A 12227-nucleotide genomic window follows, 5' to 3' on the forward strand; every position below is an offset into this window, starting at 1 on the left:
GGACGTTGATGAAAATACTATTGATTGAAGATGACATTCATATCGCGAGATTTTTGGTGAATGGTTTTCAGCAAGAAGGGATAACGGTGACGCACGCAACAGATGGTGTTGATGGATTACACGAGGCCGTAACCGCAGAGTATGACGTGATCATCCTCGATATCATGTTGCCAAAGAAAGATGGGTTTGAAGTGTTGGCTGAACTCAGAGGGCAAGGCTACGCGACGCCCGTCATCATATTAAGTGCCAAACACTCAGTGGAAGAACGAGTGCAAGGGCTACAGTCAGGTGCTGATGATTATTTGGTAAAACCTTTTGCGTTTCCTGAGTTATTGGCCCGTTGCCAAACCTTGGTGCGTCGAGGCAAGCAACCGACACCTCAGCCATTAGAATTGCATTACGGCCCGCTTAGCCTAGACCTACTTAAACACACTCTACAAAGAGATCAACAAACGATCACCATTAATCAGCGCGAGTTTATGTTGATGAAATTACTGCTCGAAAACCGAGAGGCTGTGATGTCGAAAACCGCGATTCTTGAGCATGTTTGGGGGCATCAGTTTGATCCGCAAACCAACGTGGTCGATGTTTTGGTTTGTAGGCTTCGCAGCAAAGTTGATAAGGGTTTTTCTAAGCCATTAATTCACACACTTCGAGGTGTTGGCTATGTCCTCAAGTCGTAGTATTGAACAGGCGCTCGCTAAAACACAGAGACATTTGTTGGTTCGCTTTATGTCGACCTTACTGCTCTGCTTGCTGCTGGTGGAACTGATTGTTGGGGCTATCTTCTTTTTCGACCTTTACCAAACGGAAAAGAAGATCCTTACGTCTATGTCGACCGAGTATCAGCGTATTTTGACTTACGATTCGAGTGAGCGATTGATTCATGTTTTAGAGGCGAATCCTCACCGGTTACTCGAAAACAACATTGCGGCGTATAAGCTTGAGAAGGGCGCTTCATCTGATGGTGTGTTTATCGCTGGTGTTCAACATTTATCGACAGAACAGTCTTTTTCTAGCTATCAAATTGATGAGAATCGTTCATGGTTAGAGAGCTTCATCTTGAGTCCCTATATGTCGTTGCCTATTGAAGGGGAGCAGTATGATTTCTGGTTGGTTTTGGATAACCGAGCAAGAGACTTTATCGCCTACAATCAATGGCTAATGACCTTATATGCGTTGCTTGCTCTCGTGTCCGTGACCGCAGTATTCACTCGTAACATCATCCAGAGTGCCATGTCTCCGTTAGTGACCTTTGGCGACCTGCTCGATAAGCTGAAAAAAGGGCAGTTAGAATTTCCTAGCACTAAAAATGAAGCCGAACCTGATTTACCGCAAGGGCTCAACGTGATCAGCTCTAGTGTCCATACTGCGGTTGCCAAGTTACAGCACGTGACGACAACCTTGAATACGACCGTCGATGCGATCGCTCATGATATTCGAACTCCTTTGTCGCGTATTACGTTAGCTTCCCAAACGGCATTGCTCAATAACGCCGACCAACAAGCGATGAAAGACGCATTGGCAGATTGTTCTGAACACGCCATGCAGGCAAGCAATATGTTAACCGCCTTGATGAAGTTGAACGACGAGCTGACCGGAAAGCGCATACCACAGAAAGTGCCGACTCAGGTCTCTGATGTGATTGCCAATGTGGTGAGCTGGTATGAAGATGTCGCAGAAGATAAACAAGTTGAGCTTGAGGTTGAGAGCGCTGATGCTCTTGTTATTCAGTCAGATCCTGACAAATTGACTCAGGTGTTGGTTAACCTTGTTGATAACGCGATTAAGTACACCGAGCCCGAAGGAAGAGTGACGGTCAAAGCCGAGCAAAGTTCAGAGGGTAAGATCGCGATAACCATCCAGGACACTGGTGTTGGTATTGAACAGAAATATCAGGATTTGATTTTCGAACGACTTTACCGAGTCGACAACAGCCGCAGCAATATCGAGGGGTATGGTCTTGGGTTATCTTTAGCGCTTGCCATGGTCGAGAATCTAGAAGGAACGTTAGTCGTTGAATCTGAACTGGGTGTGGGAAGTACTTTTACTCTTTCGTTGTAACAACGATTTATATCGTCACTTCTGTCTTTGAAATTTCAACTTTTACGCACAAAGAATGCCCCGCACTAGTGGGGCATTCTTGTTTTTGGGGAAGGGAGGCTCTTCATGAACAGGTTCGGGAGGTACAGTAACCTGCGCCAACCCTATTGGCTGCTTGTAGCTTGTAGCTTTTGATCTTACCTGTCGATCCAGTAAATCTTATTTTTCACATGATAGTTATTGGCATATGCCAATAATGGGGCGTATGCTGAACTTCTGATCATCAATAACAGGAAGTTACTATGTTATACGCAGTACCTTGTCGCGACCTTCATGTAGGCAACCATTTTGCTCGTTCCCCACAGATTGCGATTGTCGATGAACAACGACAAATAAAGCAGATTGTTCCTTTGGTTGAGTCCGACACCGCTTGCAATAAAAAGAAGCAATGGATCTCTGTCCTCCGTTCTTACGATGTGAAATCTGTAGTCGTCCGTCACATAGGGAAGAAGATGCTAGCGCACTTGTTCAACCACGACATTAGAGTCTTGGCATCAACAGGTAAGGCAGAAATCGGGACTTTGGATTTCGACAATCTACGGGAAGTGACCGATCTCGATTACGGTCGCGAACCTCGCAACGTTTGTCACAGTAAAAAAGGGCACAGTCAGAGAGAGTGCAGTAATAAAGGGAGTAGTAAGAAAGGCTGCGGTGAGGAAGGGCGCAAGAAAGACTCCGCGATTCTTATGGCACAGCCGAATCACTTAGGGGGTATTCGAGGGTTCCGAAAATGACCTTTATGTTGACGCTATTGGGGTTTGTCGGAATCGTCGCGTTGATGGCGATAGGTGTGATTTTTTCTCGCAAGCCAATCAAAGGCAGCTGTGGAGGGCTTGCGCAGTTAGATATTGAGCGTGAATGCAATTGCAAAGATGTGTGTGAAGGGCAGAGTCGAAAGCTGTATCAGATCTCTGAGCCATCAAGCTAAGTATCGAGAATTCACTGTCGTTGAGCTAACTAACGTTGGGCTAGTTCGCGAGTTAAGCGCTTTGAATCACCAACGCGTGACCGTTGACGATGCACTTGGCGACTTTGGCTCGTGCACGCTTGATGATGTTGCCGAACGTTTGGCGAGACACCTGCATTTGTTCAGCGGCTTCAAGTTGGCTCAATCCTTCTTGATCAGCCAAGCGTAAGGCTTCTAACTCTTCTAATAGCAATTCTTCTTTATGAAGCTCGTCCATAGGAACGCCATTAGGCTTAAAGCAAGAGTAAGCCGCTCGGGTGCATAACTGGCGATGTTTTTTTGGTCGAGCCATATCAATCTCTAGGTATTTAAGGTTAAAAGGTAAGTATGAAGGTTTTTATTCCACACAACCATCGGCGTTGCCAAGTGTGCAGCCAAGGTTTTTTCGCAGACAGCCCCATTTGTTTTGAAGCCGTTGGCGAGCGCGAGACTTTAGTCAATCATAAAGCCTTGGCCAATCATGAAGCTTCAATTAAGAGTGAAGCTTTAGCTAAATATAAAACCAGGGCCAAGATTGTACCAACAGATAAAGCTGAGGGCTACGATGGCATCATGCAGGGTGGCATTGTCACTGCGTTACACGACAGTGCGATGCTGCATTGCTTGTTCCAAAATAACATCACTGCAATGACGGTGAGTTTGTCGTCTCGCTTTCATCATCCTATTTCTATTGGTCAAGAACTGGAAGTTCGTGCCCAATGGGTCAAAAGCAGACGTAATATCTACTTCCTTGAAAGCCAAATTACGCAGTGCGGAAAGTTATGTTCGTCGGCACAAAGCCAGTTTATGTCATCCCACTAGTTATCGATCTGATGTTCCCTATGCCGTTAGTTTGTTACGCCCATTGTTTTGCACAATAAATAGAGGTTTTCTATAGTTAAGGTAATAACGAATAAAGCTAGGGCAGTATTGAATTTATCATAATCTTTCTTCACTTCTGATCGCGCTGATGTGTGTTCATTAGTCGAGCCTTCGTACTCGATTCAATTCATTGCTGCCTTCTTCTGGAGGGCTGCTGATGCACAAATATTTCAAATCGACACTCCGATACGGTGTCACTTCAATCGTTTCTCTTTTTTTATTCTTCAGTACTTTTGCCTCTTCTTCTCCACTTAAAGTCGGTGTTTACCCGTGTCCTCCTTTTGTGATCAGTTCGATGGAAAGTCAATGGAATGGCCTGAGTGTCGAGCTTTGGGAACAGATCGCTAAAGAAATGGACGTTGAGTACACGATAGAGAATCACCGTTTGGATGAATTACTCAATGCGATTGAAACAGAGCAAATCGACATCGGTGTCTCTTGTATTTCAATCACCCCAGAGCGTGAGTTGTTCGCCGACTTTTCCCATTCCTTTTATGAAACTCACCTCGCTATCGCAGTGAAGAAGCAAGGTTATCTTCATACCTTACACGCCATTTTCTTAAACCCTGCATTGTGGCTGATCATTGGCGTTATCGTCTTTATCTCTGGTGTGATTGGTGCCTTTTTCTACGTATTGGAGCACGGTGAAAATGAAAAGCTCTATTCGATGAAAAGCCGAACGGGCCGTTGGTTAGAAAGTTTCATATTGGGTTTGCTTTTTATCACTCGAGGCCCATTCAATTATTTTGAGTTTAAGAGCTTAACCGGACGAATTGCTACGGTGTTCATTGGTGTGCTGAGTATGCTGTTTATCGCCAGTATTACTGCGGTATTAGCCAGCAAGCTTACGCTCAGCCAAGGCTCTTCACATATTAAAGGCGTGAATGATCTTGCGGATGTTGAAGTAGGGGCAAAAGTCGCGACGACTTCTTCTTTGATGCTCACAAGCTTTGGTATTCGACACAAGAGTTATATCGATATGCCAAGACTGTTGGCGGCTTTAGAGGAAGGCGAAGTGGAAGCGATTGTCGCTGATGATGTGGTGCTCAAATATATGATCGGTAATGGCAGAATAAGCGGGCAGTTCGATGATCTAGAGGTGTTGCCGTATCAACTCGAAAAGCAGAATTATGGCTTTATCATCACTGAAAACAACTCGTATGAAGAAGAAATTAACCGCGCTCTTCTGAAAATTCGTGAGTCGCGAAAGTGGCGTAAAATCTTGGTCGACTATTTTGCAGATAAGTAACCGAGTTTAACTGCTAACTCTCAAGCATTCTAATGTCTCTCCCTAGAGTTGTTCTGAACCAGAGGCTTTGTTCTTTTTGAAATATTTGAACGCTGTCCAAACGACATAAGCCGCAACGCCCACAATCAATGCAGAGCGAAGGAGAATAGGCGCATCATGCTCAAGTTGACCAACATGCGGCACAATACTGGCAAACAGTCGACTGGTAAAAAACAGCCCCATTACTAACATAACAATCTTATTCATGTGACCTGCCATTCAATTGGGTAAGTTGTACAAAACGTGTGATGGGTCGATTACACGGCCAAAAACGATTCTGCTCGAAATAAAAGCATGCGCTTCTCAAGAGCGCCCGTCAACGCGATATCAGCTTAAAGCTAGTAAGCTAAAGTTTCGTTTTTGGAAGTGATTTGTTCTGCTGTTGGAGTTTCGAGTTCAAGACTGTTGTGAGGTCGATGACACCTTTCTGTGAATTTGATTTTCCGGAATTATTATTCTGATTTATGATCGCATGCAATCTAGGGGGGACAAATGTCCTCCTCTTTGTTTCTATCGGCGCAATAAGATAGGTGCTACAAAAATCAAATAATAAAGGACACCCCGATGGACCTATTCGCCCTACTTGATATCAATAATACCTTAGTCAATATCCCAATAGGGGATGGCTACGCGATGAGCTGGATTGAAGCATTCGGCACGGTGTTTGGCCTGCTTTGCATTTGGTTTGCAAGCCAAGAAAAAACCATTAATTACCTGTTCGGGTTACTGAATGTCACCTTATTTGCGGTTATCTTTTTCCAAATTCAGTTATACGGACTGTTACTTCTTCAACTCTTTTTCTTCTGCGCTAACATTTACGGCTGGTACGCATGGACACGCCCTAATGAGCAAGGTGAAACGCTAGAAGTTCGCTGGTTGAGCCAAAATAAGCTGGTGGCAACAGCCGCAGCGTGTGCGATTTCGATTGCCTTGCTTACTATGTACATCGACCCATTCTTTTTTGCGCTGGCAAACATCGCGGTTGATAGCCTGAATCTATTTGGTGCTGATTTAACGGAACCAGTACTTGAACCTGATGCGTTCCCATTCTGGGATGCAACGATGACCATTCTATCTATTGTTGCTCAAGTTCTTATGACACGTAAGTATGTTGAAAACTGGATACTTTGGATTGTGATTAACATTATCAGTGTTGGTATTTATGCGACGCAGGGCGTGTACGCAATGTCTGTTCAATATGCAATCTTAATGTTCATTGCGGCAAACGGTACTCGTGAGTGGGCACGCACAGCTAAACGAAACAGTGATAAATCGTTAGCTCAAGCAACGGCTTCTTAGGAGTGAAGATGGCAAAGCAACCTCATATTGGCGTTGATGAAACGCAAATTGCTCCGTTAGTCATTGTTTGTGGTGAGCCTGATAGAGCGAATCGAATCGCGAGCTTGCTAGAAGATGCAGAGATGGTTTCTGAGAACCGCGAGTATCGAGTCTTCACTGGTACCTATCAAGGGAAGGCGATATCTGTTTGCAGCACCGGCATTGGCGCACCTTCAATGATCATTGCCGTCGAAGAGCTTAAGTTTTGTGGTGTGACTCATATCGTCAGAGTAGGGTCTGCAGGTGCGATGCAGTCACAGATTGGGCTTGGTGAGCTAATTATTGCAGAGGGTGCGGTTCGCGATGAGGGTGGTTCTACCGCTTACGTTAAGCCGTCGTATCCCGCCTATGCAAGCTTCTCTCTGCTTAAAGAGCTAGACAAGTTCTTGCAGCAGCAAACAACACCTTACTATTTGGGTACGGTCCGCTCACACGACAGTTTTTATACCGATGACGAGCAGGCGCTTTGTCAGTACTGGAATGGTAAGGGCATTTTAGGTGCAGACATGGAAACATCCGCGCTGTTTACCGTGGGGCGCTTGAGAGGGATTAACGTAGCTTCTATCTTGAACAATGTTGTCTTGTACGAACAAGATGTAAAGGAGGGCGTTGGGCAATATGTCGATGAGGCAGAGGCAATGATGCAAGGAGAGCGGCTAGCATCATTAGCGGCACTGGAAGCATTAATTACTCAATAAGAGCCTCAATAAATGCAAGACGAAAGCGATGGGAGACCGTCGCTTTTTTATTGGGTTCTCTCCTGTGGTTTAAGTGGTTACAATCGTTTGAATATAAACAGCAGTAATGCAATGAGAGAGTAAGTATGAAGATTGCACCATACTCAAGCGGACGCTTTAAAAGCTACTTAGAACAAAAAAGCTCTGAATTTAGAGATCTCATCTACCAACACCAAGTTAACTCTCGTTACTTCAATCAAAACGATGAAATTCTGCGTCAAGGCGAGCAACTTCAGTATCTTTATGTAGTGCCCGCTGGGAGAGTCTCTATGAGTATTTCTGCGGCTAATGGGCGACGCTTTCAATTGGGGGAGGTGAATTGTGATTATCATATATTTGGCGAGATGGAGTTCTTCACTCAAACGCCCTGCCAATGGAATGTCGTGGCAGATGAACACATGCAGGTTGATGTCATTTGCATTCAGAAACTAGCAGAAGTACTACATGAAAATCCGGAGATGATGTTCTTCTTTGCCTCTGCATTAGCGGAAGATTATCAAGACTCTATGGGCATTTACACTAACCGTCTTTTACACTCAATTACCTACAACATTGCCTACGACTTATTGGTTCAAAGCCAGACAAATACTGTGTTAGGCGGTTTCGATAAAGTGAATCAAGAAGCGGAACGTTTTGGCACATCGAGCAGAGTATATCGAAGAGCGGTTAAAGACCTATTAGACAAAGGTTTCATTAGAAAAGGAGACCAAGGGTTGGAAATTGTCGACCAGCAAGCGCTCCGAGCCTTTATTGATTCGTATGAGTAAGAAAAAGAATGACTCAAGTTGAAAGGGAAATTTGAGTGAAATCAGAAAGGTAAGTGCAGAGCTGCTTCTCGATTCTAAGGCCCCGTATTATGAGGCCTTGTGTTTGTAACAAAATAAAGAGCGAGCGCCAGAAAGTAGTACCTATTTAGAAGGCAGTTGTTAGCTAAACTGAACTTGAATGTTGTGGCTCATTTTGTTCTTTAGCTCTTCTTCATACTGATCTAGCCACACATACCGCTCACGATATAACTTACGTTTTTGGCGTTTCAGAGCCTCAAGGTCTTTCCTGTTTGGGTTGATCGGTAGACGATAAAAATAGTCATCGTGTACCTGTCCATCGTGCTCTTCCCATAAACTATCGTACTTAAGGCTGATGTCTTTGTTTTTCTTGCCGTAGCGTAATGAGTTCGACACATGGCCAGATTCTTTTACCGCATAGATATTTTCGATACCTAAGCTAATGGCTAACAGTCGTAGTGTTTCTACCATGAAGGATTTAGGTCTTAAACCGTAGAAAGCTTTTGTGAATGTACGGCTAAATCCATTGTCATTGGCTCCACCCTGAATACCACCGATGTAGATGCTGTTGTCGAAAACAGTGAACGAGATGCTATACATTTTTTCGAGTAGAGAATTGGTCAATGAAATTGTCAGTTCACCTTCTTTTCTCGCGTTTCGTTCAAAGCTGAGATTAACCAGATAAACGTTGTCATCTATCTCTAGTTTTAAAAGATTGAGTCTTTCATTATAGATTTGGTGTCTAGCTTCTGTTACGAAGGTTTCTTCAAACCAGTCGTAGTGCTTGGATAAGATTTCTATCTTTTCTTTATTGCTAAAGCCAGTACATAAGTAGGGAGTTACAAATTTGGATAAGAAGTTAGGCTGTTTGATAAATAACAGCTTTCTCTCTTCAGAGTTGAAATTTTCACTCATTTTTCTAGTGGCTGAATAGTAAAACAGGGCTCGAATAGTAAACTTAATTATCGCCTTGTACTTACCCTTATTTTTATGGGTATTGGCTTCTATTCCCATGCGAACGACATTCATAATCACCTCAAAAAAGAAACGCTGCACCAACACATTAGTGTTGCGAACATTTCCCTGACTCTCATAACTAACAATGAAAATGATGATAGTGAAAAATGCGATTTGGGTATGTATGGGTATGTATGACAATGTAATTAAGTCAGTTACTTAACGTTCAAATTTTGGGCGGCTCTTACGCTTAACGCGGATTGATAAATGCAAAAAGTAACATTTACAAAACGATCGTGTAACAATTGACTGGCGAGTAGTATGCTTCCTAGTACCGAAGCTTAGTTTCATATGACTGATTTTTCGGAGTAAAGATACTTTTGAGGAATTAAACATGGCAGGAAGCATATCACCGCGCAGTTACGGTCGTTTTTTGCGATAGCGTTAACTACTTATTTTAAGAAAACCGTCCGGTCAAACGAAGTGGCGTCCACGGCGAGTCTTTCGTTTACTATCAATCATATCGCGGCAGTATTTCTGCCATTCTTATTGGGAGTGGTATGGATGTCTGGCTATCAATGGGTGTTTGTTACAGGAGCTATTATTGCATTGCTGAGCTTTTTAATCTCGTTGACTATCGATACCAGATTGCATCAACGTATTAATGGAGTGACTGAATTGCAGAAAGAGGTCGCTTGAAAGGGTTAATCGGTATAAGCACTTGTATTAGTGAAGCGCTGTTTCATAAATCAAAAATGCCACTACAAGGCTGCAGTGGCATTAGAAGAATAACAAACTATAACTCTAACAGTTTTGCCAGTTCACGCTCTTCCATAAGCTCTTCAATGCGTTGACGAGTTTTGGGCGTTTCGGCTTGTGCTTTGGTTGACTTGCCTGCTTTTTTACTGCGGCTAGCTTTAACTTTTTCTTTGGTTATAGACATAGTAATCTTCCTTGGATTCTGCTTTGAGATCGTATTTACTCTAAGCGTTACATGACTCTTTTAGTGCTTTACCTGCTTTAAACGCAGGCGTTTTTGATGCTGAGATTTGAATCTCTTCTCCGGTTCGTGGGTTACGACCAGTGCGAGCAGCACGAGAATTAACTTTGAAACTACCGAAACCAAGGATGGCAACATCATCACCCTTAGCCAATGTATTAGAGATACCTTCAACAAGTGCGTTTAACGCTGAACCTGCTTGATCTTTTGAGATGTCTGCTGAAGTTGCGATGTGTTCAACCAACTGAGATTTGTTCATATTCTATATTCCTTATTGAGTACGACTGGCGCTTAACTTTAAGGCCAAGCTTGTTCTATCTTAGCAATAAGGGCTGAAATAGTGTTAACACCTAGGCAGGGTTTTGTAAAGTAATCAACAAGATTGAGCGTTAAATCATCTTTCAGTATAACCGAATGCAGTTCTTTAGCTATTGGTAATTTAAATGCTAGCTATCAAGCTAGTATGAGAAAGGTGAAAGTAATCTCTCATTTTTTGAGAAAGCTGATCATAATTCAGCATATCACTTGTCGGATAAATGAGAGAACAGAAACAAAAAAGCCCAGCGAATGTGCTGAGCTTTTGGTGTGTGTTTCTATTTTAAGACGAGACACTAAGTTAGTTCGGTAAGATCTACTTAGTAATAAAGATTTTCTCTGTTTCTAGTGACGTCATAGCACGAACTTGGCGCCAAATGTAATAGAAAATGCCTAACATCATCAGCATGCTAGGGATAGCTATGGCTGGGTAGCTGTAAAGTGTCAGTTTACCAAGTTCTTCATTAAAGGCTGCAGTACCAGCAGGGCTTGTCACAATCCAAGTTGCTAGGAAATAGTTCATCGCAGAAGAGAAAGCGAAGGTACTTGCGAACATGTAGTTCGATGTCATTAGACAACGATCAAACTTTGCTTGGTTACCGAACTGTCTTAAACGCTCTTCAATAAGAGAGATGTTTAACAGAGCTGGCGTAAAGATAACTTTTTGGATAAACGGGTAGCGAGTGAAGGTCGAGCCAAGGACCGCTAAACCAATTAGGCCAGGTATTAATGCTTCTTTTAGTGCTAACCAACGAGTATCTAGTTCGAAGAAACCAATGCCACCCGTTAATAGTACGCTGACGAAGCCAAGCGCAGCGATGAAGTTAAACTTCTTGTTGCGGATTAGCTCCATACCACCGTAAGCGATAGGGAAAGCAAGGGCGACAAGCAGTGCTAGACCGGTTCCTAGGTGCTCCTCTCCACTGAACTTCATTAAGATGAATGACGGAAGAAATACGTTAAAAACGATTTCGAAAAGAGGGTTCGATTTTTTGTTTTCTGTGTTACTCATAATTTCTAAATACATTATGTTATGGATTTATTCTCAGGGATTGTTGTTTACCTCGCCCAAGATGTAAAGCCTTAACACGTCATGCTGTGTAACGACATGTGACATCAACGACATCTCTGAGCCTGTCTCACGTTGAATTCAAGACTTTACGCATTCTAGTTTTGGATGCTCTTAGGTATCTCGACTAAACGAATCAAGCAACGTTTCATAATCAGGCTTGTTTGCCAAACTCTCAATGCTTATAAGTGTCAGTACGTCTGCGAACGGAGAAAGGCGTAAAAAATCGATGATGTTGCGGCTGTCCACTTCATCAAACAATTCAGTATGTCGAAACTGGACGTAATCTAAAGCGACATGGAGATACAAGGTGGCCAAGTTGTCGCTCAAAAGGAATTCTAGTCCTTGTTCTTTTATCTCTTGGTCAAGTTGCTCTAGGGCGGCAACGATACCTTCTTGCCCTCTATGGATAAGCGCATTGTCACTGTCTGCATAGCGAATCAATGCCGCGGTTCTAAACGCGATCTCCATTAACGTCTTTGCTGTTCCTAACGTTTGCATTTCATTGGCACGACTTAACGTTACCTGACGTAGCGTTTGAGGTTGGTACGTTTCAATTAGGTATTGGCAAATGCACAAGCTTTCCGTCAGTGCTGTTTCGTCTTCAAGTTTGAGTGCTGGAATTAAACAAAACGGATTGACGCTTTTTAGGTTGGCCGGGGAGCTCCATGGATCAACCCAAACAAAAGACAAAGGAGAGCAGCGTGTTAGAAGCGCAGTTGCTGCGACTACACGTGAAAACGGGGAGGTTTCATTTAAGTAGAGTTGCATGATAATCCTTTATTGCATTCGTCAGATGAACTGAGG

The 12227-nt window shown here is 43.3% G+C and carries 16 protein-coding genes; 9 read left to right on the plus strand and 7 right to left on the minus strand.

All coding sequences use genetic code 11. The features are described 5' to 3' along the window. Positions 1-8 precede the first annotated feature (8 nt). From DUN60_RS05055 to nqrM, 4 genes are all read left to right on the plus strand, one after another. On the plus strand, positions 9-683 hold the full coding sequence (locus DUN60_RS05055) for a response regulator (RefSeq protein ID WP_017077938.1): 675 nt from the start codon (positions 9-11) through the stop codon (positions 681-683). Beyond that, positions 667-2064 carry a sensor histidine kinase gene (locus tag DUN60_RS05060; RefSeq protein ID WP_114633348.1) on the plus strand — a complete coding sequence of 466 codons (1398 nt, stop codon included), beginning with the start codon at positions 667-669 and terminating at the stop codon, positions 2062-2064. Before DUN60_RS05055 ends, DUN60_RS05060 begins: the two co-directional genes overlap by 17 nt. Before the next feature lie 281 nt (positions 2065-2345). After that, a complete protein-coding gene (locus tag DUN60_RS05065) occupies positions 2346-2837 on the plus strand; it encodes a NifB/NifX family molybdenum-iron cluster-binding protein (protein WP_114633349.1) in 492 nt (163 codons plus the stop codon). Further along, entirely contained in the window at positions 2834-3031 is a 198-nt protein-coding gene (gene nqrM, locus DUN60_RS05070) for a (Na+)-NQR maturation NqrM (RefSeq protein WP_114633350.1), read from the plus strand. Before DUN60_RS05065 ends, nqrM begins: the two co-directional genes overlap by 4 nt. A gap of 52 nt (positions 3032-3083) precedes the next feature. On the opposite strand, the gene DUN60_RS05075 is transcribed toward nqrM, so the two are convergent. Next, positions 3084-3362, minus strand: a complete 279-nt coding sequence (locus DUN60_RS05075; protein ID WP_004734814.1) for a DUF134 domain-containing protein — start codon at positions 3360-3362, stop codon at positions 3084-3086. A 35-nt stretch (positions 3363-3397) separates the two neighbouring features. On the opposite strand from DUN60_RS05075, the gene DUN60_RS05080 reads away from it, so the two are divergent. Together DUN60_RS05080 and DUN60_RS05085 are read left to right on the plus strand one after the other, a co-directional pair. Then, complete coding sequence (locus DUN60_RS05080; RefSeq protein WP_114633351.1) at positions 3398-3871, plus strand: PaaI family thioesterase; 474 nt, start codon at positions 3398-3400, stop codon at positions 3869-3871. Positions 3872-4088: 217 nt separating this feature from the next. After that, complete coding sequence (locus DUN60_RS05085; protein ID WP_017080621.1) at positions 4089-5180, plus strand: transporter substrate-binding domain-containing protein; 1092 nt, start codon at positions 4089-4091, stop codon at positions 5178-5180. A 42-nt stretch (positions 5181-5222) separates the two neighbouring features. On the opposite strand, the gene DUN60_RS05090 is transcribed toward DUN60_RS05085, so the two are convergent. Beyond that, the gene (locus DUN60_RS05090) at positions 5223-5426 is read right to left on the minus strand and encodes a hypothetical protein (protein ID WP_004734817.1); all 204 of its coding nucleotides are present in this window, start codon (positions 5424-5426) and stop codon (positions 5223-5225) included. A gap of 357 nt (positions 5427-5783) precedes the next feature. Here DUN60_RS05090 and pnuC point away from each other — a divergent pair, with 357 nt between their 5' ends. The 3 genes from pnuC to DUN60_RS05105 all read left to right on the plus strand — a co-directional run bounded on the left by pnuC (position 5784) and on the right by DUN60_RS05105 (position 8061). Then, the gene (gene pnuC / locus DUN60_RS05095; protein WP_114633352.1) at positions 5784-6518 is read left to right on the plus strand and encodes a nicotinamide riboside transporter PnuC; all 735 of its coding nucleotides are present in this window, start codon (positions 5784-5786) and stop codon (positions 6516-6518) included. 8 nt (positions 6519-6526) lie between these two features. Continuing rightward, entirely contained in the window at positions 6527-7255 is a 729-nt protein-coding gene (locus DUN60_RS05100; protein WP_114633353.1) for a nucleoside phosphorylase, read from the plus strand. 125 nt (positions 7256-7380) lie between these two features. Continuing rightward, positions 7381-8061: a Crp/Fnr family transcriptional regulator gene (locus tag DUN60_RS05105; RefSeq protein WP_114633354.1), complete on the plus strand. Its 681-nt coding sequence runs from the start codon at positions 7381-7383 to the stop codon at positions 8059-8061. Positions 8062-8220: 159 nt separating this feature from the next. On the opposite strand, the gene DUN60_RS05110 is transcribed toward DUN60_RS05105, so the two are convergent. The 5 genes from DUN60_RS05110 to DUN60_RS05125 form a co-directional block, all read right to left on the minus strand. Further along, positions 8221-9108, minus strand: coding sequence for a VirK/YbjX family protein (locus DUN60_RS05110; protein WP_162808208.1), 888 nt, complete (start codon positions 9106-9108; stop codon positions 8221-8223). A 724-nt stretch (positions 9109-9832) separates the two neighbouring features. After that, positions 9833-9979: a hypothetical protein gene (locus DUN60_RS24535; protein WP_004734823.1), complete on the minus strand. Its 147-nt coding sequence runs from the start codon at positions 9977-9979 to the stop codon at positions 9833-9835. A gap of 40 nt (positions 9980-10019) precedes the next feature. Then, complete coding sequence (locus DUN60_RS05115) at positions 10020-10295, minus strand: HU family DNA-binding protein (RefSeq protein WP_004734824.1); 276 nt, start codon at positions 10293-10295, stop codon at positions 10020-10022. 372 nt (positions 10296-10667) lie between these two features. Then, a complete protein-coding gene (locus DUN60_RS05120; RefSeq protein ID WP_017075154.1) occupies positions 10668-11363 on the minus strand; it encodes a VC0807 family protein in 696 nt (231 codons plus the stop codon). A 171-nt stretch (positions 11364-11534) separates the two neighbouring features. Further along, positions 11535-12191, minus strand: coding sequence for a glutathione S-transferase family protein (locus tag DUN60_RS05125; RefSeq protein ID WP_114633356.1), 657 nt, complete (start codon positions 12189-12191; stop codon positions 11535-11537). Positions 12192-12227: the final 36 nt, after the last annotated feature.

The sequence above is a fragment of the Vibrio splendidus genome (genome assembly GCF_003345295.1).
In the GTDB taxonomy this organism is placed as follows: domain Bacteria; phylum Pseudomonadota; class Gammaproteobacteria; order Enterobacterales; family Vibrionaceae; genus Vibrio; species Vibrio splendidus_K.

Bases quoted from the DNA above. Each gene is read 5' to 3' on its own strand.
- DUN60_RS05110 (WP_162808208.1), bottom strand. From the start codon at position 9,108: ATGAATGTCGTTCGCATGGGAATAGAAGCCAATACCCATAAAAATAAG.
- DUN60_RS05100 (WP_114633353.1), top strand. From the start codon at position 6,527: ATGGCAAAGCAACCTCATATTGGCGTTGATGAAACGCAAATTGCTCCG.
- DUN60_RS05090 (WP_004734817.1), bottom strand. From the start codon at position 5,426: ATGAATAAGATTGTTATGTTAGTAATGGGGCTGTTTTTTACCAGTCGA.
- DUN60_RS05055 (WP_017077938.1), top strand. From the start codon at position 9: ATGAAAATACTATTGATTGAAGATGACATTCATATCGCGAGATTTTTG.
- DUN60_RS05105 (WP_114633354.1), top strand. From the start codon at position 7,381: ATGAAGATTGCACCATACTCAAGCGGACGCTTTAAAAGCTACTTAGAA.
- DUN60_RS05115 (WP_004734824.1), bottom strand. From the start codon at position 10,295: ATGAACAAATCTCAGTTGGTTGAACACATCGCAACTTCAGCAGACATC.
- DUN60_RS05080 (WP_114633351.1), top strand. From the start codon at position 3,398: ATGAAGGTTTTTATTCCACACAACCATCGGCGTTGCCAAGTGTGCAGC.
- nqrM (WP_114633350.1), top strand. From the start codon at position 2,834: ATGACCTTTATGTTGACGCTATTGGGGTTTGTCGGAATCGTCGCGTTG.
- pnuC (WP_114633352.1), top strand. From the start codon at position 5,784: ATGGACCTATTCGCCCTACTTGATATCAATAATACCTTAGTCAATATC.
- DUN60_RS24535 (WP_004734823.1), bottom strand. From the start codon at position 9,979: ATGTCTATAACCAAAGAAAAAGTTAAAGCTAGCCGCAGTAAAAAAGCA.
- DUN60_RS05075 (WP_004734814.1), bottom strand. From the start codon at position 3,362: ATGGCTCGACCAAAAAAACATCGCCAGTTATGCACCCGAGCGGCTTAC.
- DUN60_RS05120 (WP_017075154.1), bottom strand. From the start codon at position 11,363: ATGAGTAACACAGAAAACAAAAAATCGAACCCTCTTTTCGAAATCGTT.
- DUN60_RS05065 (WP_114633349.1), top strand. From the start codon at position 2,346: ATGTTATACGCAGTACCTTGTCGCGACCTTCATGTAGGCAACCATTTT.
- DUN60_RS05125 (WP_114633356.1), bottom strand. From the start codon at position 12,191: ATGCAACTCTACTTAAATGAAACCTCCCCGTTTTCACGTGTAGTCGCA.
- DUN60_RS05085 (WP_017080621.1), top strand. From the start codon at position 4,089: ATGCACAAATATTTCAAATCGACACTCCGATACGGTGTCACTTCAATC.
- DUN60_RS05060 (WP_114633348.1), top strand. From the start codon at position 667: ATGTCCTCAAGTCGTAGTATTGAACAGGCGCTCGCTAAAACACAGAGA.